The following is a 26,628-nucleotide window of genomic DNA, read 5'->3' on the forward strand; positions in this document are numbered from 1 at the left end:
CGAAGTGCTGGTGACCGCCGTCGGTTCGGAATCCTGGACGCGCATCGTGCGCGGCGAGATCCCGGATCTCGAGGAGGCCGCGATAGCGTCGATGGGACCCATTATCTCGGCCCTGATCGCACGCACCTGCTACCTCGACGCCTACTCGCAGGAGGCGGCCGCCGACGGCATCCGGCAGATCGTCATCCCCGCCGCAGGACTCGATGCCAGGGCCTATCGGATCGAATGGCCGGTCGGCACAACGGTTTTCGAGCTGGATCTGCCGAAGGTGCTGGAGTTCAAGGAGAGCGCGCTTGCGGACTTCCCGCCCGCGGCGCAGCGCTGCGCGATCGCGGTGGATCTGCGCCAGGATTGGCCAGCGGCGTTGCGGGACAATGGATTCGATCCGGCCGTGCCGACCGCATGGCTGATCGAAGGACTGTTGCGTTACCTCCCCGCGGACGCCCAGGACCGGCTGTTCGACAGCATCGTGGCATCGAGCGCACCGGGCAGTCGCGTCGCGATCTACCGCTCATCCGGTTCCGCGCCGGACCCGAAGGCATTGCAGGAGGCGCGATCCGTCGGGGTCGACGTCGGGGTCGATGTCGGCGAACTGTGGTACTCCGATGAGGGCCGCAGCGATCCGATCGACTGGTTTACCGACCACGGCTGGACCGTGTCGCGCGCCGATCCGGCCGAGGTGCTGCGCAGCCGTGGCCGGGATATACCCGAAGCGGCCGCCATCCAACTGAAGACCCACATTTTGTTCACCGCCCGACGACCCGGAGGAGACAGCACACGATGACGCAGAGCGGCGGCACCAACGAAGGGGCGCTGTGGGGCGGACGTTTCGCGTCCGGACCGGCCGCGGCAATGGCCGCGCTGAGCAAGTCGACCCAGTTCGACTGGGCGCTGGCCCCCTACGATATTCGCGCGTCGAAGGCGCACGCGCGGGTGCTGCACAAGGCCGGGCTGCTGTCGGAGAGCGACCTCGCCGCCATGTTGGCCGGACTGGATCAGCTTGCGGCGGACGTTGATTCGGGTGCTTTCGTCCCGGCCGAGGCTGATGAGGATGTGCACGGCGCACTGGAGCGCGGGCTGATCGATCGGGTCGGCGCCGAACTCGGCGGGCGACTGCGGGCCGGGCGTTCGCGTAATGACCAGGTGGCCACGCTGTTTCGGATGTGGCTGCGCGATGCGGCCCGCCGGATCGCCGCCGGACTGCTCGATATCGTCGACGCACTGGTCGCCCAGGCCGCCGCGCATCCGGACGCGGTAATGCCGGGCAAGACGCATCTGCAGGCCGCACAGCCGGTGCTGCTCGCGCACCATCTGCTCGCGCACGCGCATCCGCTGCTGCGCGATATCGATCGGTTGCGTGACTTCGACAAGCGCGCGGCGGTCTCGCCCTACGGATCCGGCGCACTGGCCGGTTCCTCGCTCGGACTGGATCCGGAAGCCATTGCGGCCGAACTGGATTTCCATGCCTCGGCGGCGAATTCGATCGATGCCACCTCCGCGCGCGATTTCGCGGCCGAGGCGGCGTTCGTACTCGCCATGATCGGTGTCGATCTGAGCCGGATGGCCGAAGAGGTGATCATCTGGAGCACACCGGAATTCGGCTACGTCACCCTCGCCGACGCCTGGTCCACCGGCTCGTCGATCATGCCGCAGAAGAAGAATCCGGACGTCTCCGAGCTCACCCGCGGTAAGGCCGGTCGCCTCATCGGCAACCTGACCGGACTGCTGGCGACCCTGAAAGCCCAACCGTTGGCCTATAACCGGGACCTCCAAGAGGACAAGGAGCCCCTGTTCGATTCGGTCGCCCAGCTGGAACTGCTGCTCCCGGCGATCGCGGGCCTGGTCTCGACCCTGACCTTCCACACCGACCGCATGGCCGAACTTGCACCTGCCGGTTTCACCCTCGCCACCGATATCGCCGAATGGCTAGTCCGGCAGGGTGTTCCGTTCCGCGTCGCACACGAGGCGGCGGGTGCGTGCGTGCGTGCCGCCGAGGCGCGTGGCGTCGGCCTGGACGAGCTGACCGATACCGAGTTCGCCGCCATCGACCCGGCGCTGACGCCGCAGGTCCGCGAAGTGCTCACCGTGCAGGGCTCGATCGCCTCCCGCAATGCCCGTGGTGGCACCGCGGGTGTGCAGGTCGCGGCCCAGCTCGACGAGATCCGGCACGTGGTCTCGGAATTGCGCGGGTAGTCGACCGCTCAACCGGGACTTCCAAGGGTGGTGCTGTCCGGACCGCCAAGCGCGGTGCCGTCCAGACGGCCAAGGGTAGGGCAGCCCGGACCGCCAAGCGCGGTGTTGTCCGGACCGCCAAGGGGGGTGCAGCCTGGACTGCACCACACCAGGAACGTGCGGCTAGGAATTGCCGTCGCGCCATATTTGGCCGGGCCGCAGGCGCAGGATGCGCTGGGTTGTCACTGTCGAACGTCCACGTTGATCGACGCCGGACCGAAGTCGCGGCCGAGCAGATCCGCCACGTGCAGCAGTGGTGCGGCGAGCGCCGGGGTCGCGTCCGGGTGACGCAACTGGCCCGGGCGATAGCTCAGCAGTTCCTGACCGGCGAGGCTCCAGTCGGGGACGGCTCCGGCGAGATGTGCCTCCCGTAGCGGCCTGCCCACCAGCCATCGCGCATAGCCGGGATCGGCCGACGCGATCCGGAATCGCGAGTCGAACCGTTCGTCGCCCGTCGCCGTCGGTTTGTCGCCGAACAGTGACCGACCGAGCTTGGACAAGGCACCTCGGCTGTGGACCGAGGCCGGGGGCAGCGGGCGATCCAGCAGTACGACAACCACGATGAAGCGGTGCGTATGGGTCTTCGTATGGGTCTTCGTATGAGTTGTGGTGGAACCCTCGCCCAACGCGGACGACGATGTCGACGTGGATGACGACGATGTCGACGTGGATGTCGTCTCGTACGAATAATCCGCCACAGTCACCCAGCGGCCACCGATCTGCCCGGTCAGCGTCACACCGACGCGCTGTCGACGGTGGCCGGGCAGACGCGACATCCACGGAGCCCGCGAGCTCTCCACGAAGGTCCACCCGTGCTGCGTCGCCCACTGCCGCAGGCCCGCCCTGCGGGCGCGCTCGGCGCGCATCGACAACGGAATCGCCACCGCCAGAAGCGCGACAACCAGAACAATCGGCACGACGATCAGTGCGATCACGACCGCCGATGCGTCCATAACTCCTCCTCGTCCGACTACCGTAGCGGTGGGCGATACCTGTGCCGGACCTGTCGCCAGGCAACCCCGCGACCGGAGTCTGCACTATCGACCTTTTAATCGAGACATCCAAAACCTTGCGGCCACAACCACATACCAGCGCCGCACCCGGCCCGGTTACGCTGCGCCGATGACCCTGCTGTTGCTCGCGCTGGCCATCGCCTCCGAGATCACCGCGACCGTATCCCTCAAGCTCTCCGAGGGTTTCACCAAACTGGTGCCCTCGATCATCGTGGTCATCGGCTACGGCTCGGCCTTCTTCTTCCTCTCCCAGGCGCTGAAACGTGGGATGCCGATCGGTGTCGCCTACGGCATCTGGTCTGCAGTAGGCGTCGCGGCCATTGCGGTCATCGGTGTGCTGTTCCTCGATGAACGGCTCTCGCTGATCCAGGTCGGCGGCATCGCATTGGTGATCATCGGCGTCTTGGCGCTGGAACTCGGTGGCGCCCAATGACATCCGCTCGCAATTTGTCGGTGGGTGGCTGTTGAATGCCGACTCATGAGAAGACATTTCGGGGCCGGGACCTTCACGCCGGATAGGCAGGCACAGCCAGCGGCGGTGCCGTTCGCGGGCAATGATCCGGTGGAGGCGTTGGCGGCGTACGGAATCGAGCTTCCGGCGGCGTCGGTGGTCGATCGAACGGTCGCCGGGGCTCCGGTGTGGGTGGTATCGACCGAGTCGGGCTATGCGGCGACCGAGCTGTGGGAGCAGGTGCGGGAGGTGCATCCGAAGACCGGACTGTGGCCGCTGCTGACCAAGACCGATACCTGGTACCGGACCGGGCCCGAGCACGGTTGGGAGCGTTCGCGCGACCTGTCGGTTCCGGAGTTCATCGCGAAGACCGACGGTGCGGACTGGCTCCGCGAACAGTATCGCGAGCTGTCGGCCGAGGATTGGTCGATTCCACGGGGCGGACCGGATTGGGCCGATCTGGATCTCGAGCTCTACGACTACGAAGGATTCGATTGGGCGGATGTCTGGAATATCCGCGACGATTGCGAGGAGTTCGATCAGCTGGCGCTGGTGCCCGCCGCGAATTCCTGGCTGGTCCCCTATGAACTGCAATGGTCGGGTGCGCTGAACCACGATATCGACGGTGCGGACCACGCCCTGGTGCTGCGGCGCTGGGCGGCCTCGGAGCGCGGATGTGAGCTCGTCGCGTTGGAGTCCGACACCATGTGGCTGCGCGTCGAACGCGAGCCGCAGCTGAGTGAGGGCAGTGCGCTCGCACTGGCACTCGAGGGGTATCTCTACTGCGCGGACGCGGCCGAACAGGATCGCGATTCACTCGACGAACTGGCCGAGTCCATGATGCGGCAGCTCTGGCGCTTCTGGTGGGACTGATCGGTTTCGTTGCGCCCTGCGCATTTTGCCGAATTCGTCCCATGAGAGGTGGCCGCGAACGTAGCATCGGCCGATGGATTGGACGCTTGCTCACCTGAGTCGACGTGGGTGACGGGATGGCATCGGATGCGGGCGATGTGGTCCTCGAGGCCCAGGCCCTGGTGAAACGCTACGGTAGCGTCGAGGCGTTGCGGGGAGCCAACTTTCAGGTCCGCGCCGGTGAGGTCGTCGCATTGATCGGCGACAATGGCGCAGGCAAATCCACGCTGGTGAAATGCCTTTCCGGGGCTGAACAACCGGATTCGGGGGCAATCCTGCTCGACGGTGCGGAAACCGTGCTCAGTACGCCCACCGCCGCCCGCAAACTCGGCGTCGAAACGGTGTACCAGGACCTCGCTGTCGCGCCCGATCTGGACCCGGCCGCGAATCTGTTTCTCGGCCGGGAACTGGTTCGTCGCGGCTTGGCGGGCAAACTGGGCATGCTCGATAAGGGTGCGATGCGGACCCAGGCCGTCGAACATTTCCGGCGACTCGGCGTCACCTTGCAGCGCACCGATGTGCCGATCGGTGCGCTGTCGGGCGGCCAGCGCCAGAGCGTGGCCGTGGCGCGCGCGGTGATGTGGGCCAGCAAGGTCGTCTTCATGGACGAGCCGACCGCGGCCCTCGGCGTGGTCCAGCGCGAGCGGGTGCTCGAGGTGATCCGCAAGGTGCGCGATCAGGGCATTGCCGTGGTACTGATCAGCCACAATATGCCGGAGGTGCTGGCCGTGGCCGACCGGATCGAAGTGCTGCGCCTCGGTAAGCGGGTCGCTCGGTTCGTCGCCGCCGACGCAACGCTCGAGCAGTTGGTCGGCGCGATGACCGGAGCACTGTCAGATGAGGACGCCAAATGAGGAAAGCATCGCGAAGCGATTCGGTCAGGGGTGGCGGTCGGGTGACGGGTGGGCGGAAAGCATCGCGAAGCGACTCGATGAGGGGTGGCGGTCGGGTGACGGGTGGGCGGAAAGCATCACATAGCGATTCGACGAGCGGTGGGTCCAAAGCCGCGACCGCCGAGGCCAATGGCGGCCCCGACCTGCCGGAACGCACTGTCCTGCAGCGGCTGCTCGGCGCGAGCACGCTGTGGATCGGGGTGGTGCTCGTGGCGCTGTGCGTGGTGTTCAGCATCATCCGTCCCGATGCCTTCCCGACCCGCTTCACCCTGCAGACGCTGCTGATCGAAACCTCGGTGCTACTGGTGCTTTCGGTCGGGATGACCTTCGTGATCATCACCTCCGGCATCGACCTGTCGGTCGGCATGGTGCTGATCTTCGCCGGGGTGCTCGGCGCGAAGACGATGGAATGGCTGAGTCCCGATGAGAACGCCACCGCGGCGGGCTGGGGGATCATCGGCCTCGGCTTCCTCATGTCCGTTGTCGGCGGTGGCATTTGGGGCCTGCTCAATGGAATTCTGGTGGCCAAGGCCAAGATTCCGCCGCTGATCGTCACGCTCGGTTCCTTCGGCGCGGCACTCGGTGCGGCACAACTGATCACCGGTGGCGTCGACACCAGAACCGTCCCCGATAAACTCCGCAATTCCCTGGGTTTCGGGACATCGCTGGGCGGGGTGCCGAATCTGGTGCTGGTCGCCACCGCGGTGACGCTGCTCGCCGCCTGGGTGTTGCACACCACTCGATTCGGCCGCTACACCTACGCGATCGGTTCCAATGAGGAGGCCGCACGGCGTTCGGGCATCGCGGTCACCCGCCACCTCGTGCTGGTCTACCTGATGACCGGATTACTGGCCGGGCTGGCCGGATTCATGAATCTGGCCTACTTCGGCACCACCACCATCGGTGGGCACGGCACCGACAATCTCGATGCCATCGCCGGTGTCGTCATCGGTGGCACCAGCCTGTTCGGAGGTATCGGCACGATTGTCGGCACGGTCATCGGCGTCTTCATTCCGTCGGTCTTGCGCAAGGGTTTCGTCATCGCGGGGGTGCCGGTGTTCTGGCAGCCGATCGCGGTGAGCGCGGTTCTGGTCGGGGCGGTGTGGTTCGACCAGCTGCGCCGCCGGGCACGGGACCGCAAATAGAGAGGTACGCAGTTACAACACTGCGCGATAGGAAAAGTAAGGCGGAGGTAGCCAGATGAGGGTGGCGAAGCGGACTGCGGTGCTGATCGGCGCGATGGCGGCGGTCGGCACGCTGGTGGTGGGATGTAGTGGGTCGGTGAGCAATTCCGGCGGAACGGATACCAAGAAATTGGTGTTGATTCCCGGCGTCGCCGACGAACCCTTCTACATCTCCATGCAGTGCGGCGCACAGGACGAGGCGAATAAACTCGGCTTCAAACTGGAGACGCAGGCGCCGACGAAATTCGATGCGGGCGCGCAGACTCCGGTACTGACCGGTGTGGTGGCCAATAAGCCCGGCGGCATTCTGATCGCCCCGACCCATGCGACGGCGATGGCGAATCCGATCAAACAGGCCAAAGACGCCGGGATCAAAATCATCGAGGTCGATACCGCGCTGGACGACACCTCCATCGCACTGTCGTCGATCGCATCCGATAACAAGAAGGGCGGCGAACTCGCGGCACAGACCCTGGCCAAGCTGATCGGCGACAAGGGGCCGGTGCTGGTGATCAACACCAAGGCCGGAACCTCCACCACCGACGCGCGTGCGCAGGGTTTCGAAGATGCGGTGAAGGCCTACCCGGGTGTTACCTCGCTCGGGGTGCAGTACAACAATAATGAAGCGGCACAAGCGGCTTCGATCGTCACCGCGACCCTGGCCGCCCATCCCGACCTTGCGGGCATCTTCGCCACCAATCTGAGCTCGGCCGAGGGCGCGGCCACCGGGCTGCGCAATGCGAACAAGCTCGGCCAGGTCAAGCTGGTCGGCTTCGACGCGAGCCCGAAACAGGTCGAGGACCTGAAAGCCGGTACGGTACAGGCACTTATCGCCCAGGATCCGGGTGGGATCGGCGCCAAGGGCGTCGACCAGGCCGCGGCCGCGCTGGAAGGTAAGCCGGTCACCCGCAATATCCAAACCGATATGGTGGCGATCACCCAGGCCGATATGGATGCGAACTCGAAGTACTTCTACAAGCGGAAGTGCTGACCGCCCGACTCGGAACCGTACTGAGCGTGCACTTTTCGACGAATCCGGCAATTTCCGTCGGGCTTGCGAAACGTGCACACTCGGCGCGGCCGGTCGTCATGCGCTCAGTCCTCCACCCGCACCGTGTAGCCCGAATTCTCCAGTGCGGCGAGCACATCGTCACGATGGGCGGGACCACGCGTCTCCAAGGTCAGCGATACCTCGACCTCGTCGACGGCGAGCCATCCGCCGGTCCGTGAATGCACCACATCGACGACGCTCGCACTGGTCTTGCCGACCACCGCGAGCAGTCCGCTGAGCGCACCCGGCCGATCCGAAATCGTCACGCGCACGGCGAGATAGCGGCCCGCGGCACCCAGGCCGTGTCCGATGATCCTGGTCAGCATCATGGGGTCGATATTGCCGCCGGACAGTATCGCGCACACCGGACCCTGCAGCCCGAGTTCCTCGGGCGCATAACTCATCAGGGCCGCCACCGCCGCGGCACCCGCTGGCTCGACGATCAGCTTCGCCCGTTCCAGACACAGCAGCAGCGCCTTGGACAGCGCATCCTCTTCCACCGTCACCACCGCGGGCACATGCGCGGCCACATGCGCGAACGGCACCTCACCCGGCAGCCCGACCGCGATACCGTCGGCCATGGTCGACATGCGCGCCACCCGCACCGGCTTGCCCGCCGCCAGCGAATCCGGCCACGCGGCCGCCTCCGCCGCCTGCACCCCCACCACGCGCACCTGCGGTGCGACATGGTGCAGTGCGATGGCGACTCCGGCCAATAGCCCGCCACCGCCGGTCGGCACGAGCACCGTCCCGACATCCGGCATCTGCTCGATGATCTCCAAGGCCACCGTCGCCTGTCCGGCCACGATATCGGGGTGGTCGAACGGATGGATCAGCGTCGCACCGGTCCGCTCGGCGTAATCCAATGCGGCGTCCAGTGAGTCGTCGACGGTCTCACCCACCTGCCGCACCTCGGCCCCATACGCCTTGGTAGCCACCAACTTCGGCAGCGACGCGCCCACCGGCATGAATACCGTCGACCGAATCCCCAGCGTAGCGGCGGCCCACGCCACCCCCTGCGCATGATTTCCGGCACTGGCCGCGACCACGCCCCGCGACCGATCCGCCGCCGGAAGATTCGCGATCCGGAAGTACGCACCTCGCGGCTTGAACGATCCGGTCCGCTGCAGGTTCTCGCACTTCAGCCGCACCTCCGTCCCGGCACATTCGGATAACACCCGTGACGCGACCACCGGCGTCCGCCGAATCACCGGCGCCAATGCCACCGCGGCCGCCTCGATCCGCTCCAGTCCCAGCAACTCCATGCGCCCATGCTGCCAGCCCCCACGCCGAATGCGGGGCTACATGTCGAAATCATCCGATGATTGCGGCGATGGGGTCGCGCGCTCAGCATCTGCCGCTGCGCCGAATCCGCATGAGCCCGCAGGATCGGCGCAACAGTGTGGGCGCTCAGGCCGAGGTGCTGGGCCGACGACACCGTCAGCTGGAGTGCTGCATTGCCACCAGCTTCGGGGGGTCGGTGCGGCACATCGCCCCCAGCAGTTCGAGGGTCTTCACCACATTGCCCTGCTACCTTCCGGGTGCCGCAAACCGGTGACCCTGTCGGCGGGAGCGTGTTCCGCCGGTCACCCAGCCTTCGCGATGTTGTGTGCGATCGTCCCGAGACGTGCCAACCGAGCATCGCCCAACGGTGTGAGCTTCCCGCCGAGACGGTTGGTGACGAAGGCCAGCGACATCCCGGTCGCCGGATCGGCGAACGCACCGGAGCCGCCGAGCCCGAAATGGCCGAAGGCGGCGACGGGTTCGGCCTTCGAGGGCTTCATCGGAACGCCGTGGAAGCCCAACGCCCACGGAATGCGGAAGGCGAGAACGTAATCGGGAGTGAAGACCTGACGCCGGGTGATCTGCTCGATGGTTTCCGGACGCAACAGCTGGACATCGCCCAGCCGACCATTGGTTGCGAGCGCGCTGTACATCCTGGCCAGCGCACGCGCGGAGAACACGCCGTTGACGCCCGGCATGACCGAATCGTGCAGGCGCGGATCGGAAACCAGATCGGCGAACCCGCGCGGTGTGGTTTCCGCGGCCGCCGCGAATCGGGTCCGGCCCATGAGTCGGGCACTATTTTCCCAACTCATTCCGGCGACGGTGAGCCGGGGAAAGTTGGTGGCGATCCGGCCGCGCTCGGCTTCCGGCACACGGAACCAGAGTTCTTCCGCGGCAAGCGGTTCCGCGATTTCGGTGCGCAGAATCTCGGTGAAGTCCGCGCCGGTGACCCGGCGGATGAGCTCGGCGACCAAATGCCCGAAGGAAATTCCGTGATAGCCGCTGGTGTAGGTGTGGCGCGGATCGGGGGAGCAGGCCGCGAGAGCGGCGGTGACCTCGGCGTCGTCGAAGAACCGCTCCACCGGTCCAGGCAGCAGTTCACGCAACCGGTGCAGACCCGCCCGATGCGTGAGCATCTCGCGGACCGTTATCCGCTGCTTACCCGCGGCCGCGAATTCGGGCCAGTAGGTGGCGACCGGCTCGTCGTAATCGAACATTCCGCGCTCGGCCAGTCGGTGCGCCAGCGTCGAGACAACGCCTTTTCCGGTGGAGTAGGCCATGGCCACGGTATCGGCGGCCCACGGCACATCGGGATGTGCGAACCCGGCCCATACGTCCACCACCGGTTCGCCGTGCTGGTAGACCACGAGTGCGCCGCCGCCATCGCTGGGGCGCCGGAATAGCCTGTCGAATTCGGCGACCAGGCGCACATAGCGACGATCCACCGACTGCGTTGTCGTAAGTGTCACCGGAATACCCCTGTCGTTCGACCGACTAACAGCATGGCACGGTGGTAATGGCGCCTTCGAAGGTGTCGATATCCGAATCGAGCCGACCACGCGACCGGTCGGTTCGGTGAACGTTTCCTGACCGTCACATCGGGCCCCGCGATCGCAACACGGCTCGCATAGCGTGTCCGCATGCCACCGAGAAGACGATCGGCGCTGCTCGCGAGGCTGGTTGTCGATGAACCAGGCCGACCGCAAGTGATCCTCGGCGAACTCCGCCGGGTGATTCTCGACGGGGCCGCGCCGCCGTGCACCGTCATTCCGCTGCGCGAGGTCGCCGAATTATTCGGCGTCAGCCATATCCCGGTGCGGGAGGCGCTCAAGACATTGATCGGGGAGGGGCTGGTCACGCATCAGCCACACGGCGGGTACGCGGTGGCCCAGCTGACCCCCAATGAGCTGCGCGAAATGTATATCGTGCGAGAGACCCTGGAGACCGCTTCACTGGCAGCAGCCGCCCGCAATGCCACTGCCGCCGACCGCGCGCAGTTGCTCGAGCTGAATTCGGTACTGGAACAGGCGATTCGGGACGACGACCCGGTCGCCTACCACCGCCGATCGCGCGATTTCCACGTGGCACTGACCAAACCGTCGCGCATGTTCCGGCTGCTGCACATGCTGGAGTCGGCGTGGAATGTCACCGAGCCGGTGCAGTCGATGGTGCATATCGGCCGTGCCGACCGGGTACGCCTGCATACCGATCACGCCCTGATGCTCGACGCGTTCATGGCACGCGACGTAGATCGTCTGCTGCTGGCGGCCGAACGGCATCACAGCAGGTTGGAGACGGTCATTACGACGCTGCCCACCGATACCGGCCTGCTGGCGCCGGAAGATATATCTGTCGCGCAATAGCCGGGCAATAACTGCGCAATGGTGGGGCAATGCGTGGTTTCTACCGTCGTTTCGATCACAGTTTCGCCCTCGGATGGGACACACCATGACCGAAACGCTCACCACACCGGTCGCACCCGCGGCACCGTCAGCACCCGCCTACGACCCACGACTGACCAATGCGGACCTGGCACCGCTGCGCAAGCAGACCTGGGGTTCCTACAACATCTTCGCCTTCTGGATGTCGGACGTGCACAGCGTCGGCGGCTACGTCACCGCGGGCAGCCTGTTCGCGCTCGGACTGGCCAGTTGGCAGGTGCTCGCTGCGCTGCTGATCGGGATCACGATCGTCTATTTCTTCTGCAATCTGGTCGCCAAGCCGAGCCAGGTCACCGGCGTGCCGTATCCGGTCATGTGCCGCAGCGCGTTCGGGGTGCTCGGCGCCAATATCCCGGCCATCATCCGCGGTCTGATCGCCGTCGCCTGGTACGGAATTCAGACCTTTCTCGCCTCGGCGGCGCTGGATGTCGTTCTGGTGAAGCTATTTCCGGGATTGGCACCGTATGCGGTCGTGGATGACTACGGGTTCCTGGGACTTTCGCTGCTCGGGTGGGGCAGCTATCTGCTGCTGTGGGTGGTGCAGGCCGGTGTGTTCTGGCGCGGCATGGAATCGATCCGGAAGTTCATCGACTTCTGCGGTCCGGCTGTGTATGTCGTGATGTTCCTGCTCTGCGGATATTTGATCGCCAAGGCGGGCTGGAGTGCCATCGATCTGAAACTGGGCGAGGTGAAGTACACGGGTTGGGCCTCGGTACCGGTCATGCTCGGCGCGATCGCACTGGTGGTCTCCTATTTCTCCGGCCCGATGCTGAACTTCGGCGACTTCTCTCGCTACGGAAAGAGTTTCGCCGCGGTGCGGCGCGGCAACCTGCTCGGGCTGCCGGTCAACTTCCTGCTGTTCTCGCTGCTGGTCGTGATCACCGCATCGCTGACCGTCCCGGTCTACGGTGAGCTGATCACCGATCCCGTTGCGACGGTGGCACGTATCGACAGCACCTTCGCGATCGTGCTGGGCGCGTTGACCTTCACCATCGCCACCATCGGCATCAATATCGTCGCCAACTTCATCTCCCCGGCCTTCGACTTCTCCCATGTCAGCCCGCAGCGGATCAGCTGGCGCGCGGGCGGCATGATCGCCGCGGTCGGCTCGGTCCTGATCACGCCATGGAACCTCTACAACAATCCGGAGGTCATCCACTACACCCTCGAGGTGCTCGGGGCGTTCATCGGCCCGCTGTTCGGCGTGCTCATCGCCGACTACTACCTGGTGCGCAAGCAGCAGGTAGTAGTCGACGACCTGTTCACCCGGTCGGAGACCGGAACCTATTGGTACAGCAAGGGGTACAATCCCGCCGCCATCATCGCCACGGCCGTCGGCGCGATCGTCGCGGTGATCCCGGTGCTCGTCAAGGATGTCACCGGCATGTACACCGCCGCGCAGTACAGCTGGTTCATCGGCTGCGGGCTCGGCTTCGTCATCTACTACCTGCTGGCGACGCGAACCCGACTGGCAGTCAAGGGGGTCGCTGCCTGATGCGCATCCGGGTCGTCAACCCGAACACCACGCGGGCGATGACCGACACGATCGAGCAGTGCGCCAAGGCCGTGGCGGGCCAGGGCACACTGCTCGACGCAGTCACCGCAGAGATGGGTCCCGCCTCGATCGAAAGCCACTACGACGAAGCGCTCAGCGTTCCTGGCGTGCTGGCCGCCATTCAGCGCGGTGAGCAGGAGGGTGTCGACGGCTATGTGATCGCCTGCTTCGGCGATCCGGGCCTGGACGCGGCCCGTGAACTGGCCAGCGGCCCGGTAATCGGGATCGCGGAGGCGGCCATGCATACGGCCAGCCATCTCGGCCGCGGCTTCAGCATCGTCACCACACTCAGCCGTACCATCGGCCGCGCCACCGATCTGGTGGACCGCTATGGCATGCGATGCCACTGCCGCGGCGTGCACGCCTGCGAAATTCCGGTGCTCGCGCTGGAGACCGATCCGGACGCCCGCAAAATCGTCACCGAGGCCTGCCGCGATGCCGTGGACGCCGACGGTTCCGACGCGATCGTGCTCGGCTGTGCGGGAATGGCGGACCTGTGCAACCACATTCGCGACGAGATCGGCGTCCCGGTGATCGACGGCGTCGCCGCCGCCACCCTCACCGTGCAGTCGCTGATCACCCTCGGCCTGCGCAAATCGGGTAGGGGAGAGTTCGCCACTCCGCCACCCAAGCCGTACACCGGGCCGCTGCGGTCGTTCGGCTCGAATCCATGAGTGGGGGAAGGGATTCGGTCAGGCCGCGACGGCCGCGGTGAGGGCTCGCTTGGCGGCATCGGGATCGTCGACATCGACGACCAGACGGGTGAAGCCGGGGCCGGCAAGGTCGATGAGAATGGCCTGGCCGACGAATCTGGTGTCCCAGAACTCTTTTCGGCCCCTACCTCGGTAGGTGCCGGCGGCGATCACGCCGGGAAAGAAGGTGCCGGGCGCGCGGACCCACGGTGGGCGCAGGTCGACCGGTGCGGTGGTGATCTCGGTGATATCGGCCAGATCGAAGGTCACATGCTCGCGCAACGCCAGCAGACGGTGCCCGCCGAGTACGCGAACCGTCACCTTATCGTCCGCGACTTCGAGTTCGACCATCGTGCACCTCACTAATTCCACAAGCTCGTACCCGATCGAGGATGCAAGTCGGACCTGGCTGGACGCTGTGCCGTTCCTGTGAGTTCTCGAAGGTTTGTGCAGTGTGACAAGCGCCGTATCGGCGGGATGCGAGTCCAGATATTTGCCGAAACGTAGATATGCGCATTAGAGCATGAACTTTGACGGGAAGGAGTGATTGCGGGCAGACCCGTATGTGTCGATCCAAAGGAGCAGCAAAGAGGCGAGGGGCCAGCTCGTGCTCAGCTCGATTTACCGCCCGAAGAGGTGACGAGGATCGGATTGCGACCGTGGTCCGGACTCGCGCGGACCACGCTACGATGCGGGCCAGCGCGTGCGCGGGAATCGCGTTTCGTCTTCGCCACACGGCATCGGTCCAGCATCCGCACTAACACCTGCTGGCAACCGCACGGGCGGCGAGTCCGGACCGGGCAGCCACACGCGTGGATCAACACCGACTACAAGATGACGCCGGAGGTGATCGGTGGCTGCCTCGGCCGCGGCCCGCGTACCGGCCATCGGCCGGGCCAGCGGGACCGACTTCTCAGATAACCCGTACCGCCTCGTCCGCGATCTCGAGCACACCCAGCAGCCATGGCGTGTAGCTCTCGGGATGGTCGGCGATCGCGTCGCGTAGGGCATCCGGCTGGATCCACGCGTAGTCGGCGACTTCGGCCGGATCGGGTCGCGGTGCGGCGCTCTGCAAGAACTCCGCACTCAACCGGCCGATGAGCACATGATCCCATTCGTGTTCCACGCGACCGGTCGCGGCATCCTCGGCGTGATACCGGAAGATGCCGACCTCGGTAAGTGCGGTGGCCAACCCGAACTCCTCCCCGAGCCGGACCGCGGCGGCCGCCGCCACCGGCTCATTCGGCGCCGGATGCCCACAACAGGTATTGGCCCACAGCAGCGGAAACCGCGTCTTCACCGCGGCACGCTGCTGCAGAAGCACCCGCCCCGCGCCGTCGTAGAGCAGCACCGAGAACGCGCGGTGCAGCAGTCCCGGCGCGGTATGAGCCTGCGCCACCGGGCACGCACCGACCGCGTACCCGGCGTCGTCGACGAGTTCGACGGGCAGGGCCTCGCGGTCGGTGATCGGCTTGGTCAGCGTTTCCGTCACCGGCCCACCTTATCGGCGGCAATGAGCAGGTACTGGAAGCTGCCCTCCCTATAGGCGGTCAGGAACGGCTTCTCCACACCGGTCGCCAGCTCGGATTCGGTGCGCAGCTCCCAGTAGGGGATGGTCGCGGCGGTCAGATCGATCACATTGATCGGCACCAGATTGTGGTCGGCCATGGTCCGGAAGTACTCGCTGCGCGGATGGATCATGCAGCCGTAGTGGGCATCGATCCAGCTGACCGAGGACGAGCGCCCGCCGCTGACATCGTTGGAGCAGCCGGTGATGCAGACGTAGCGCCCTCCGGGTTCGAGCAGCCGGGAGAATTCGCCGAACAGTTCGGCGAGATCGACGTACATGGTGGTCTCGTTGGTCCAGATGCCACGCATCGATCCGGTGTCGAAGCCGGTGTCCAGCATGTTCCGGAAGTGGAAGCGCACCCTATCCGCCACACCGCGGTGCGCGGCCTGACCCTTGGCGAAGCCGACCTGATATTCGGAGATGGTGACACCGTCGACCTGACAGCCGAACCGTTGATCGGCCATGAAACTGGTGCCGCCGCGGCCGGATCCGCCATCGAGCAGCCGATCGCCCGGCCGGATATCGCCGAGGTGGTCCAGCAGCAGCGTGGCCTGCGCGGTCTCCAGGCGGTGCAGTTCCTTGACGATCCGCTCCTCGCGGGTGTCCTCCGGTCCGGCCAGCGCCGCCTGATCGGGTTCGCCGATGCCGTAGTGGTGGTGGAAGAGTCCGTCGACCTCCCCGAGTTTGACATTGACCCGGTCGTCGTTCGGGTTGTTGTTCCAGTACTCGGCAACGGCCTTCTGGTAGCTGGTGCGCAGGACGGACCCCGTGTCCGGATTGAGCATGGTCATGCCTGATCATCCTCTCGTCTTGTTGCGTTACTACTGATTTCGTTGCGGTACTGGCTAATTCGACTCGTTGTAGCGCTTACTCGCGGCGTGCCAAGCGCGGTTGCCGCCCATCCAGGCCCACAGTCCGCCGAGGAATCGGCGCAGTTCGGCCGATCCGACGGCCGCCAGCGGCCCCGCCTCCTGTTCGAATCGGTGCACCAGCTCATCGTGGATGGCGGCCGTGCGCACCACCGCCTCGCGCCGGGAGCACCGCTCCTCCGCCGCCAAGACCGTCGGCAGGTTGAATTCCCTACCTTCCGAACGGTCTTCGCGCGCCATCGAGTACAGGTCGTTCACCATCTGACTGGCGAGCGCGGCCGTGGTGACCACCCGGCGCACCCGTGGATCGGTGTACTCGGCGGCCTGGAGCTCATATCCGCCGACCACATCGATCGGTGCCATACACGGCAGGAAACTGTGCGGTTGCCGGTTGGCGAGGTACTCCCATACCGGTGGCATGCGGTGCGAGGCCCGCCAACCGGCCTCCGCACCGAGCGCGATGAACCATCCGGCGATCTCGGTGCGCAATCGGGCGAGCTGAGCCGGGGTCGCATACCGGGACAAATGCTCGAAGGACGTGCGAAACGCGCGCAGGATCGGATCGGCCTGCATAGCCCGTTCCAGCTGGGGTGCGTAGCGCGCTGGCAGATGAACGGGATCTATTGCGGCGGCGGCCAATTCGAGCCGCGGACCGAGTTCGGTCTCGGCGCTGGAGGGTGTGCCGTCGGGTGCGGTGTCATCGGCTCCCTCATCACAGTAGTAGTCATCGACCGCCCATTCGGAGACCGCGCATTTGGCGGCGGCGAGCAGTCGGTCGGGATCGTTGCTGTCCGGATGGGCGAGCATGATCAGGCGGCCGAAGTCGGCATCGCGCAGTTCATCCAGTCGTCCGGCGTAGAGGCCGATATCCCCGGCCCAGGCGATGAGCCCGTCATTGACCAGTTCGGCCAATACCGGGTCGTCGCGCAGCGGCGGCGGACAGTACAGCGGTGGAATCGGTGCCGCGGTGCCGTGCAGGTAGGCCGACGCGGTACCCAAACCCGTGGGGCCGACGGGAATTCGACTCCGCGCGGATTTCTGCTCGGTTGACGTCGATCCTGTCGGCGCGACCCCCTGCGCCGCGCCGACAGTGATCGATGTGGCATCGAGCGCCACTGGAGGCGGCTGGAAACCAGCCGCCCGGATAGTAGGTGTGCATGCGGGGTCGGGTACCTCAGTAGTAGGTAATCCCGCTTCCGTAGACGCGGACGCGGGGAGTAGGAGCGCAGCCGCGCCGAGTCCGCTGGGTCCGAGGAGGCGGCGCGGAGCAGGTGTCGTAGGTTCGGTGGACCGGTCCAGCTCGGGCGAATCAGCTTCCACCACCTCGGCTTCGGATGATCCGTTCGATTCGGGTAATGCTGTGCATTCGGGTATTTCCGTGCTTTCAGGTGTAACAGCGGCCTCCGGTGGTTGCGGAGCCGCTAGCGGTAACGTCGGCGGAGCGGTGGCATCGAGATTTGATAACAGCGCGGCAACCGCGGCGGCCACATCACTCGTGGCCGCCGGTGCCGAGACGCGCGAGAGCACCGACATCGGTCACCACCCCGGTCATTCCGCCTGCCGGGCGACCAGGACGTTGTCGAGCACGCCCAGTGCGTCCGGCACCAGCACCGCCGCCGAGTAGTAGCAGCTGACCAGGTAGGAGATGATCGACTGATCGTCGATGCCTTTGAATCGGACGTTCAGGCTGGGCTCGTATTCATCCGGAATGCCGGTCTGATGCAGTCCGATGACGCCCTGATCCTTCTCGCCGGTGCGCATGGCCAGGATCGAGGTGGTCTGGGTATCGCTGACCGGAATCTTGCTGCACGGGAATATCGGGACCCCGCGCCAGGCGAAGACCCGGTGTCCGTCCACCTCGACCGGATCGGGATAGAGCCCGCGCCTACTACATTCACGACCGAAGGCGGCGATTGCTTTCGGATGTGCCAGAAAGAGTTTCGTGCTGCGCCGCATGCTGAGCAGTTCATCCATATCGTCCGGTGTCGGCGCGCCGGACTCGCTGTAGATGCGTTGCTCGAGGTCGCAATTGTGCAGCAGTCCGAAATCGGGGTTATTGACCAGATCGCTCTCGCGACGCTCGTAGAGCGCAGCGATGGTGAGCCGCAGTTGCTGCTCGACCTGGTTCATCGGGTCGTTGAAAAGGTCGGCGACCCGGGTGTGCACACGCAGGACGCTCTGCGCCAGGCTCAGTTCGTATTCGCGCGGGGCAGCGTCGAGGTCGACGAAGGTGCCCTGGAGCAGCGGTTCGCCCGAGTGGCCCGAGGAGATCTCGATATTCGCCTCGCCCTTGGTATTTTGCGGCCGGGCCGGTGCGGCGGCCACCCGGGACAATTGCTCGCGGAGTGCCGGGGTGGATTCCAGTATTTCGTCGAGCGTTTGCCGGGGGAGAACCAACATGGTGGTCTGAGTGACGGTTTTGACGGTGACCGGCCAAATAGCCGACTCGTCGACAAGTGCTTCGGCACCGAAGAAATCCCCTCCAGCGAGCATCCCCAACTTGGTTTGCTCGCCGTATTCTCCGGTGCCCATCTTGCTCAGTTTGCCGTGCACGATCAGCATGACCTGATTCATCGGATTGCCGAATTCCGCGACCACGGTGTCGGGCCCGAGATCACGCTGTTCGAATCGCTGGGCGAGTGCGCGCAGTATCTCCTCGTCGTCGAAGTCCCGCAATTGCGGGAGTTCGGTGAGTTCCATCGGGATCACCCTGGCGTGCGAGCCGTCGATGACGAACTCGACCTCGCCGTTGCCCACGGTATGGGTCAGGCGGCGGTTGACTCGGTAGATACCGCCGTTGACCTGCGTCCACGGCAGCATGCGGGTGAGCCAGCGCGAGGTGATGCCCTGCATCTGCGGCTCGGACTTGGTGGTGTGCGCGAGCTGCTGGGCGGCACCGGTGCTGAGGCTCTTGCGAACGTTGTTTTCTGTTTGGACTGGCATTTCGATGGTCATGCGTTGTCCTCACCTGAGATGGTCACCGAGACGGGCGATTGTGGTGCACTGATAGTCGACGGCACTTCAGATTCGGTTGCTGTTCACAGCAATTCGACAGGCGGCATGCCTGTCGAGGCTGAGACGAGGTGGTTGCCGAGAGATAGGACGGACCGAGACATGAAAAAAGGACCGACTCTCTCGTGCGAATTGGCTTACGCGACATTGCGTTCCGAACGGCATCGATCCTAGACCGCGAAAGATGCTGTGCGCAGGGAAATTTCGGAGAACAAGCCACGAGTATGCCGGTCTGTTTTCTGGATGGTTACGACACGAACTCGATACGGACAACCGGAGATAACGTCCTGGGATGAATCCGGACTTCTGGGACGTGTCTGAACGGTCGGTATCTTTCTGCGCGCCGTCTCCATACCCATGCGGCGAACATTCGGAAGATCGGCCCCCACCTGGCATGGAACCGGTCACAGCGGACACATAATGGATACACGGTGTGGGAAGCTCGTCTGAGCACATCGGGGTGTGTGATGCGGGTCACTTTGCAGGGTAGGGCCAGGAGCGATCGTGAAGTTCAATGCCAAGAGTGTGGTCGGGTCGGTGCAGCGGTTGATGGCGACGGCCCAGAACGGCCTCGAGGTCATCCGCTTCGGCGGGTTGACCCACGATGTCGAGGGTTCGCCGTTCGAGATAGTGGAACGGCGCAGAATGTATCGGCTGCGCCATTACTTCCCCGACGATACGACCCCGGGGCGCCCGGTCGCGGTCTTGGTGCCGCCGCTGATGGTCAACGCCGACATCTGGGATGTGAACGCCGAGGACGGCGCGGTCGGCATTCTGCACCGCGGCGGAATCGACTGCTGGGTGGTCGATTTCGGTTCGCCCGCCAGTGAGGAGGGCGGCTGGGAACGGGATCTGGCCGATCACGTCCTCGCGATCAACAGCGCCATAGATACGGTCTGCGATGCGACCGGCAGCAGCGTGCATCTGATGGGCTACTCCCAGGGCGGCATGTTCGCCTATCAGACCACCGCCTACCGGTTCGGCAAGGGGGTCGAGAGCATCGTGACCTTCGGTAGCCCGGTCGATGTGGTGGCGGGGATGCCGTTCGGACTGCCGTACGGCATGGTTTCCGACGTCGCGGAGTTCCTGGCCGACCATGTGGTGACGCGGCTACCGATCACTGATTCCATGGTCCGGGTCGGCTTCCAGATGCTCGATCCGGTGAAGACCGCCAAATCGCGCATCGACTTCCTGCGCCAGCTGCACGATCGGGAGGCGTTGCTGCCCAAGGAACGTCAGCGCCGCTTCCTCAATAGTGACGGCTGGGTGGGCTACGCGGGCCCGGCGGCGGCCGATCTGCTCAAGCAGTTCGTGGCACACAACCGACTGATGCTGGGTGGCTTCGTGATCCGGGATCAGCCGATTTCGCTGGCCGAACTGAAGTGCCCGATCCTCGCCTTCGTCGGCGAGGTCGACGATATCGGCCAGCCAGCCGCGGTGCGCGGCATCGTGCGGGCCGCGCCCAATGCCGAGGTCTACGAAGCCAGTTTGGTGGCAGGACATTTCGGCCTCGTCGCGGGCAGCATGGCGACCCGGCACACCTGGCCGCTGGTGCGTCAGTGGATCGATTGGATGGACGGCGATCAGCCGCTGCCGCCGGAAATCGCGCCGATGACCGAACATGTCGCGACCAACCGGCCCAGTTCGGCGGCCACCCGCGTCGTACATACCGCGGCCACCCTCGCCGAGGCGGGCACCGGTGTCGGCAAGGCGCTGGAAGGTATCGCCAGCAATACCGTGCGCGGTTCCATCGAACTGGCCGGTGAGGCCGCCCGAGCGTTGCCGCGGCTGGCCCGGCTCGGCATGATCCAGCCGCATACCCGAATCTCGTTGGGCAGCTTGGTCGCCGAGCAGGCGCGCCGCGCGCCGCTGCGTGATCTGTTCCTCTTCGACGATCGCGTACACACCAACGCGGCCGTCAACGCGCGTATCGATAATGTGGTGCGCGGGCTCATTTCCGTCGGCATCCGCCCGGCCATTCGGGTCGGGGTGGTGATGGAGACCCGGCCGAGCGCGCTGGCCACCGTCGCCGCGCTCTCGCGCCTCGGCGCGGTCGCCGTACTGCTCGCCCCCGGCAGCGAACTGGACCGGGCCATCGAGCTCACCGGTATCAAGGCCCTGGTCTCGGATCCGGAGAACCTGCGGTCCGCGGCGGCCACCGGTACCCGGGTGCTGGTGCTCGGCGGCGGCGATGCGCGCACCCTCGATATTCCGGTGAGCGAGAACGTGATCGACCTCGAGCAGATCGATCCCACCCAGGTGCAACTGCCCGCCTGGTACCGTCCGGATCCGGGTCTGGCGCGCGAATTGGCCTTCGTGCTCGTCACCGGCACCGGCGACCGGCTCGAGGCCAAGTACATCACCAACCACCGCTGGGCCCTGTCCGCCTTCGGCACCGCGACCTCGGCCGATCTGGATCGCAAGGACACCGTCCTATGCCTTGCGCCGCTGCATCATTCGTCCGGTCTGCTGGTGAGCCTCGGTGGTGCGATCGCGGGCGGCAGCCGGATCGCGCTGGCCAGATCGCTGGATCCGACCCGGTTCGGCGAGGAGGTGCACCGCTACGGCGTCACGGTGGTCACCTACACCTGGACCATGCTGCGCGACATCCTCGACGCCGAGGTCTTCCCGGCCGGGCATCACTCACCCACCCCGTCGGCTCCGCCGACTGCCACCCCCATGTGGCATCCGATCCGGCTGTTCATCGGCTCGGGCATGCCCGCCGGGCTGTGGCGGCGCACCACCGAGCAGTTCGCGCCGGCCCGGGTGCTGGAGTTCTACGCGTCCATCGAGGGCGATGTGGTGCTGGCCAATGTGACCGGTGTGAAGGCAGGCTGCAAGGGCCGCCCGGTGCCGGGCACCGCCAAGGTGGAACTGGTCGCCTACGACCCGGTGACGGGGCAGATCCGGACCGACGCGTCCGGCTTCGCGCGCCGCTGCGCCGATAACGAGGTCGGACTGCTGCTCGGCAAGGCGACCGAGGCCATCGACCTCTCCGATGGCGGACTGCGCGGTGTGTTCACGGCGGGCGACGCCTGGATGCCGACGGAGAACCTGTTCCGCCGCGATGGCGATGGCGACTACTGGCTGGTCGATCGCCGGGATACGGTGATCCACAGCGCCCGCGGACCGGTATTCACCCAACCGATCGTCGATACCCTCAACGACATCACCGCGGTCGATATGGAGGTCGCCTATGCCCTGCCTGTCGGCGAGCACGCGCTGGCGGTGGCGGCGATCAGCATCCGCAAGGGCTTCCGGCTGGAACCAAAGGATGTGACCGAGGCGGTGCGGGCCCTCGATCCGGACCAGCGCCCCGACATCGTGTACATCGTCGGTGAGATCCCGCGCAGCTCGTCCTACCGTCCGTCCACCCGCGCGGTGCAGGCCCAGGGTCGCCCGCGGCCCGGACCCGATACCTGGTGGTACAACCGGGAATCGGACGCCTACGAGGTGCTCACCGAAGCCGAGGCGGCCGCATTGCTCGGCACCGACTGACCGTTGCCCGGCGTCCCGGCGAAAGCCGGGACCCGGCGCATGGATTCGGTATTCACCGCAGCGACAAACCCGCGCCGGATGCCGCCGTCGACGCCCGCAAGTGCGTAGCGTGGATACCAAGTCCTCGACGACGACGGAGGTTTCGAGATGTCGTGGAAGGTTCAGCTCGGCATCGGCATCCTGGCTCTGCTGGGCGTGCTGATGATTGTCGGCTTCGTGCAGAGCGTGATCTACTCGCTGGTGCCCGTGGTGGTCCTGCTGCTGCTCGGCTACGGCGCGTTCCGGCTCTACGTCGCCACCCGAGGCAAGGCCGAAACGCCGCCGCAGCTGCCGCAAGCTACACCACCCGCGGTACCCGCCCGGCCGACGAAGGATGCGGCGACCAGACTTCGAGAGATCCGCGACGAGGCCGCCCGTCAGCAGCGTCAGCAGCAGTAGGGACGGGCTCCTAGCTATAAGCGGTGACGGCCTCGACCACGCGACCGAGCTGAGCCTCGGTCAGCATCGGCCACAGCGGCAGCCGCAGAATCGTCGAGGAGAACCGCGCGCTGCGCGTGCACGGCACCGGTGTCCGCCCGTACTTCAGTCCGGCCGGACTGGAATCCAGCGGGATGTAGTGGAACGGGGAGACGATGCCCTCCGCGGCGAGATGCCGGATGAGCCCGTCACGTGACTCTTCGCTCGGCATCTGCAGGAAGAACATGTGCGCGGTGTGTTCCCGATCCTCGGGCACGGTCATCAGCCGCGCGCCCGTGCGTTCGGCCCAGTCGGGCAGCTGGGTGGCGTAGGTGTCCCACACCCGGTGGCGCTGCACCTGGATCGCGTCGAATTCATCGAGCTGCGCGTCGAGTACGGCCGCGTTCAGTTCGCTGGGCAGATAGCTGGAGCCGATGTCCTGCCAGGAGTATTTGTCGACCTGACCGCGCAGGAAGCGGGCCCGGTTGGTGCCCTTCTCCCGCATGATCTCCGCGCGGCCCATCAGGATCTCGTCGGAGAGCAGTAGCGCGCCACCCTCACCGCAGTGCACATTCTTGGTGTCGTGGAAGCTCTGGGTGCCCAGCGTGCCGATGGTGCCGAGTTGGCGACCGCGCCAGGTGCCGCCGAGGCCGTGCGCATTGTCCTCGATGAGCGCGATGCCGTGCTGCTCGGTGAGCGCGAGCAGTCGCGCCATATCGGCGGCGACACCGCCGTAGTGCATGACCACGACCGCCTTGGTCCGGTCGGTGATCGCCGCGGCGACCGAATCCGGGTCGATATTGCCGCTCGCCTCATCGATATCGACGAAGACGCACGTCGCGCCGCGCAGCGCCATCGAGGTGGCCGCCGAGGTGAAGGCGAAGCTCGGCACGATCACTTCATCGTCGGGTCCGAGTTCGAGCAGCAGCGCGGCCAATTCCAGGGCATGCGTGCAGGAGGTGGTCAGTAGCGCGTGCGGCGCCCCGGTGATGTCCTTCAGCTTGGCCGTCGCGGACGCGGTGAATTTGCCGTCGCCATGGCTGTGGTCCGAGCCGAGTACGGCCTCGATGTTCGCCAGCTCGCGGCGAGCGCGGAACGGCCGGCTGAAGATGATGCGCTCGTTCACTCCCCTTTGCCCTTCTCACCTGCGGCTGCCGGTACCGCGGCGGTGACTCGATGGGTCGTGTCCGGCGCCTCGATGGTAGCCGGGCGCGGAGTGGGTGAGTCCACGGTCAGATAGAGCGGCTTACCGACCAGAATGTGCAGTGCCACACCGAGATATTCGGCAATGAGGCCGAGCGAGAACAGGATCGCGCCCGAACACAACAGCATGACCACGATCATCGAGGCCCAACCCTCGGGATCGTTGTTATGGCCCGCCAGTTTCTGGACGATTATCACCGCTGCCATGATCCCGCCCGCGAGCGCCAGCGTGCCGCCGAGCAGGCTGACCAGCCGCAGGCCGCGAGTTCCGCTGCACAGCACCATCTTCCAGAACAGCGAGAACAGCCGCCGATAGTTGTATCCGGACTCCTCGCGGCCCTCGGCGCGCAACAGCACCGGCACCGAGACGGTATTGCCGACCACCCAGGTCAGAGCCACATCCAGGTAGGCGCCGTTGGCGGCGACCTCGGCGAGCTGACGGCCGATATCGCCGCGGATCAGCCGGAAGCTCTCGAACCGTGTCGAATCCGGGAAGGCGAAGATGGTGGCGAGCACGATCTTCGCGCCGCGCGAGGTGAGGTTGCGCAGGAAGCCGTGCGGGCGGGTATTGGTCGGCTTGGAGTAGACCAGGTCGGCGCGTTCGGCCAGCGCCGCGTCCAGGAAGGTCGCGATGAAGGCGGGATCGTGCTGACCGTCCTCGTCCATCGTGACGATCCACTCGCCGCGCGCGGCCGCCATCCCGGCGATGGTCGCGGCGTCCTGGCCGAAGTTGCGGCTCAGCCACACCGCCCTGACCTGCTCGTAGGTCTGCTCGAGCTGCTGCATGACGACATCGGAGCGGTCCGGGCCGTTGTCGTGGACCAGGATGATCTCGTCGACGATGAAGGTGGTGCCATCGGGTGTGACGGTCGGCTCGGCGAACTTGTCGAGTTCGGCGACGAGCGCGGCGATGGTGTCCTCGCCCCGGTAGACGGGCACGACGACGGAGACCGAGTGCCGGTGACCGCTCTGGGACCGGGCAAACGGACGCTCGCTCGATGTCCCCGGAACCGGCCGGGGCGTACGTGCGGTGGGAATCGGCATTGGCGAGATCGACTTTCGATGACGGTGCGTGCCGGTACTCGTCGCTGGTGCTGAGCCCGAGCCGTCGTGAACTCTAACACGGTGCCGACCGCGCCCCGTCGGCCCGCTGATCATGTTCGGAGCCGACCGGATTCGGGCCACGGGCCAGCGGGCGATGCGAGCGAACGGTGTTGCACTGTAGGGTCTGGAACTCGTGGTGGAAAGTAGCGTCCCTGCCCCGCGGGACGTGTACAAATGGGGCATCATTACCGCGCTCGGGGTGATCGCGGGATATGTTGCGGTACTGCTGGCCAACGTCCGGCATTTCTACACCGACGACACGGAATCGCAGTACGCCCCGCTATGGGTGATGCTCGGGCGGCAGCTGCGCGACGGACAGCTGCCCGCGCTGGTCCCCGAGCATTGGATGGCGGGCAATTACACGATCGAAGAGGCGGGTCTGCTCAATCCGCCGCAGCTGCTGATCGATCTGATCGCGCCTTCGGTCGATAACCTCGCGCTGTACGCCACCGTGGTCAAACTGATCTTCGCGGTCATCCTCGGCCTCGGCGTGTACCGGATCTGCCTCGTCTATGGCGCGAAGCCGGCGTGGGCGGCGGTCGCGGGTGTTTCGATTCCGTTCACCGGGTGGCTGCTGTTCTTCGACGAGGCAAGTTGGTTCACCGCCTTCACCGGCACCGCGTGGATGGTGCACGCCTGGGCCTCCGGTGTCAGGTACGCGCGCGGCCGCAGTGGTCCGATTCCGACATTCGTCTTTCTGTATCTGGCCATTTCGGTGCAGTACATCTTCCCGGCCGTGGAGGCCGGGCTGATGATCGGCGCGGTGGCGGTCGGCGAACTGGTTTATCAGAAGAAGTGGCAGCCCTCGCTGCGGCTGCTGACGGTGGCCGGTTTCGCGGCGCTCGCCGGGCTCGCGACCTATCTGCCGAGCATGCTCTCGGCGAAGGTGACCTGGCGCGGCACCTCCCAGATCAATAACGACCAGTTCCTGACCGTGCCCTGGTCGGAGTCGCTGAACGCCAGCCTGCCGACCACCATGCCCGCCTACAGTTCCTGGTGGGGCTACATCCAACCACTGCCGGTGGTGTACATCGCGTGGTTCCTGATTCCGGCGCTGGCGTTCGTCGATTGGGGTAAGGCGCGCGCGAGCGCGCGCGAGCTGACCGCGCCTGCGTTGGTCGCGATCATGGCGCTGATGTGGACCGCCGGACCCGGCACCATCGGCCCGCTGCGCTGGCCCGCCCGGGTGCTGCCGATGCTGGCGC

The 26,628-nt window shown here is 65.8% G+C and carries 22 protein-coding genes and 1 pseudogene; 13 read left to right on the forward strand and 10 right to left on the reverse strand.

All coding sequences use genetic code 11. The features are described from left to right. Positions 1-784 (forward strand): SAM-dependent methyltransferase (locus ABZW16_RS33235; protein ID WP_354960061.1); only part of this gene is annotated, 784 nt, incomplete at its 5' end. Beyond that, entirely contained in the window at positions 781-2,193 is a 1,413-nt protein-coding gene (gene argH / locus ABZW16_RS33240) for an argininosuccinate lyase (protein WP_354960062.1), read from the forward strand. The genes ABZW16_RS33235 and argH, both read left to right, overlap by 4 nt. A 221-nt stretch (positions 2,194-2,414) precedes the next feature. Here argH and ABZW16_RS33245 read toward each other — a convergent pair whose 3' ends face one another. Continuing rightward, positions 2,415-3,185, reverse strand: a complete 771-nt coding sequence (locus tag ABZW16_RS33245) for a hypothetical protein (RefSeq protein ID WP_354960063.1) — start codon at positions 3,183-3,185, stop codon at positions 2,415-2,417. A gap of 169 nt (positions 3,186-3,354) precedes the next feature. Here ABZW16_RS33245 and ABZW16_RS33250 point away from each other — a divergent pair, with 169 nt between their 5' ends. From ABZW16_RS33250 to ABZW16_RS33270, 5 genes are all read left to right on the forward strand, one after another. Next, positions 3,355-3,678 (forward strand): multidrug efflux SMR transporter, encoded by a 324-nt coding sequence (locus ABZW16_RS33250; RefSeq protein WP_354960064.1) that lies wholly within the window; start codon positions 3,355-3,357, stop codon positions 3,676-3,678. Between the two features lie 45 nt (positions 3,679-3,723). Continuing rightward, the gene (locus tag ABZW16_RS33255; RefSeq protein WP_354960065.1) at positions 3,724-4,569 is read left to right on the forward strand and encodes a DUF4253 domain-containing protein; all 846 of its coding nucleotides are present in this window, start codon (positions 3,724-3,726) and stop codon (positions 4,567-4,569) included. A 116-nt stretch (positions 4,570-4,685) separates the two neighbouring features. Continuing rightward, entirely contained in the window at positions 4,686-5,462 is a 777-nt protein-coding gene (locus ABZW16_RS33260; RefSeq protein ID WP_354960066.1) for an ATP-binding cassette domain-containing protein, read from the forward strand. A gap of 95 nt (positions 5,463-5,557) precedes the next feature. Continuing rightward, on the forward strand, positions 5,558-6,646 hold the full coding sequence (locus tag ABZW16_RS33265; RefSeq protein WP_354960067.1) for an ABC transporter permease: 1,089 nt from the start codon (positions 5,558-5,560) through the stop codon (positions 6,644-6,646). 55 nt (positions 6,647-6,701) lie between these two features. Next, complete coding sequence (locus tag ABZW16_RS33270; protein WP_354960068.1) at positions 6,702-7,676, forward strand: ABC transporter substrate-binding protein; 975 nt, start codon at positions 6,702-6,704, stop codon at positions 7,674-7,676. 104 nt (positions 7,677-7,780) lie between these two features. Here the strand turns inward: ABZW16_RS33270 and ilvA are convergent, their stop codons facing one another. Continuing rightward, positions 7,781-9,001, reverse strand: a complete 1,221-nt coding sequence (gene ilvA, locus ABZW16_RS33275) for a threonine ammonia-lyase (protein ID WP_354960069.1) — start codon at positions 8,999-9,001, stop codon at positions 7,781-7,783. Between the two features lie 321 nt (positions 9,002-9,322). Next, positions 9,323-10,492 (reverse strand): serine hydrolase domain-containing protein, encoded by a 1,170-nt coding sequence (locus tag ABZW16_RS33280; RefSeq protein ID WP_354960070.1) that lies wholly within the window; start codon positions 10,490-10,492, stop codon positions 9,323-9,325. 171 nt (positions 10,493-10,663) lie between these two features. Between ABZW16_RS33280 and ABZW16_RS33285 the strand changes: the two genes are divergently transcribed. From ABZW16_RS33285 to ABZW16_RS33295, 3 genes are all read left to right on the forward strand, one after another. Beyond that, a complete protein-coding gene (locus ABZW16_RS33285) occupies positions 10,664-11,386 on the forward strand; it encodes a GntR family transcriptional regulator (protein ID WP_354960071.1) in 723 nt (240 codons plus the stop codon). 85 nt (positions 11,387-11,471) lie between these two features. Beyond that, positions 11,472-12,959: an NCS1 family nucleobase:cation symporter-1 gene (locus ABZW16_RS33290; protein ID WP_354960072.1), complete on the forward strand. Its 1,488-nt coding sequence runs from the start codon at positions 11,472-11,474 to the stop codon at positions 12,957-12,959. Further along, positions 12,959-13,693, forward strand: a complete 735-nt coding sequence (locus ABZW16_RS33295) for an aspartate/glutamate racemase family protein (RefSeq protein ID WP_354960073.1) — start codon at positions 12,959-12,961, stop codon at positions 13,691-13,693. The genes ABZW16_RS33290 and ABZW16_RS33295 overlap by 1 nt, the downstream gene beginning before the upstream one ends. Positions 13,694-13,711: 18 nt before the next feature. Here the strand turns inward: ABZW16_RS33295 and ABZW16_RS33300 are convergent, their stop codons facing one another. The 5 genes from ABZW16_RS33300 to ABZW16_RS33320 form a co-directional block, all read right to left on the reverse strand. Beyond that, positions 13,712-14,062, reverse strand: coding sequence for a hypothetical protein (locus ABZW16_RS33300; RefSeq protein ID WP_354960074.1), 351 nt, complete (start codon positions 14,060-14,062; stop codon positions 13,712-13,714). A gap of 562 nt (positions 14,063-14,624) precedes the next feature. After that, positions 14,625-15,203 carry an isopentenyl-diphosphate Delta-isomerase gene (gene idi / locus ABZW16_RS33305; RefSeq protein ID WP_354960075.1) on the reverse strand — a complete coding sequence of 193 codons (579 nt, stop codon included), beginning with the start codon at positions 15,201-15,203 and terminating at the stop codon, positions 14,625-14,627. Beyond that, on the reverse strand, positions 15,200-16,072 hold the full coding sequence (locus ABZW16_RS33310; protein WP_354960076.1) for a geranyl diphosphate 2-C-methyltransferase: 873 nt from the start codon (positions 16,070-16,072) through the stop codon (positions 15,200-15,202). Before ABZW16_RS33310 ends, idi begins: the two co-directional genes overlap by 4 nt. Before the next feature lie 54 nt (positions 16,073-16,126). Next, complete coding sequence (locus ABZW16_RS33315) at positions 16,127-17,683, reverse strand: family 2 encapsulin nanocompartment cargo protein terpene cyclase (protein WP_354960077.1); 1,557 nt, start codon at positions 17,681-17,683, stop codon at positions 16,127-16,129. Between the two features lie 15 nt (positions 17,684-17,698). Further along, positions 17,699-19,105: a family 2B encapsulin nanocompartment shell protein gene (locus tag ABZW16_RS33320; RefSeq protein ID WP_354960078.1), complete on the reverse strand. Its 1,407-nt coding sequence runs from the start codon at positions 19,103-19,105 to the stop codon at positions 17,699-17,701. Positions 19,106-19,666: 561 nt separating this feature from the next. On the opposite strand from ABZW16_RS33320, the gene ABZW16_RS33325 reads away from it, so the two are divergent. Then, positions 19,667-22,660 carry an acyl-CoA synthetase gene (locus tag ABZW16_RS33325; RefSeq protein ID WP_354960079.1) on the forward strand — a complete coding sequence of 998 codons (2,994 nt, stop codon included), beginning with the start codon at positions 19,667-19,669 and terminating at the stop codon, positions 22,658-22,660. A 147-nt stretch (positions 22,661-22,807) separates the two neighbouring features. After that, positions 22,808-23,098 carry a hypothetical protein gene (locus ABZW16_RS33330; RefSeq protein WP_354960080.1) on the forward strand — a complete coding sequence of 97 codons (291 nt, stop codon included), beginning with the start codon at positions 22,808-22,810 and terminating at the stop codon, positions 23,096-23,098. A 10-nt stretch (positions 23,099-23,108) separates the two neighbouring features. On the opposite strand, the gene rffA is transcribed toward ABZW16_RS33330, so the two are convergent. Both rffA and ABZW16_RS33340 read right to left on the reverse strand, forming a co-directional pair. Beyond that, positions 23,109-24,242 carry a dTDP-4-amino-4,6-dideoxygalactose transaminase gene (rffA, locus tag ABZW16_RS33335; protein WP_354960081.1) on the reverse strand — a complete coding sequence of 378 codons (1,134 nt, stop codon included), beginning with the start codon at positions 24,240-24,242 and terminating at the stop codon, positions 23,109-23,111. Next, positions 24,239-25,363 carry a glycosyltransferase gene (locus ABZW16_RS33340; protein WP_354960082.1) on the reverse strand — a complete coding sequence of 375 codons (1,125 nt, stop codon included), beginning with the start codon at positions 25,361-25,363 and terminating at the stop codon, positions 24,239-24,241. Before ABZW16_RS33340 ends, rffA begins: the two co-directional genes overlap by 4 nt. Before the next feature lie 193 nt (positions 25,364-25,556). Between ABZW16_RS33340 and ABZW16_RS33345 the strand changes: the two are divergent. Continuing rightward, positions 25,557-26,628 (forward strand): annotated as a pseudogene (locus tag ABZW16_RS33345) (hypothetical protein); the annotation flags it as partial.

The organism is Nocardia sp. NPDC004604, assembly GCF_040609795.1.
GTDB lineage: Bacteria > Actinomycetota > Actinomycetes > Mycobacteriales > Mycobacteriaceae > Nocardia.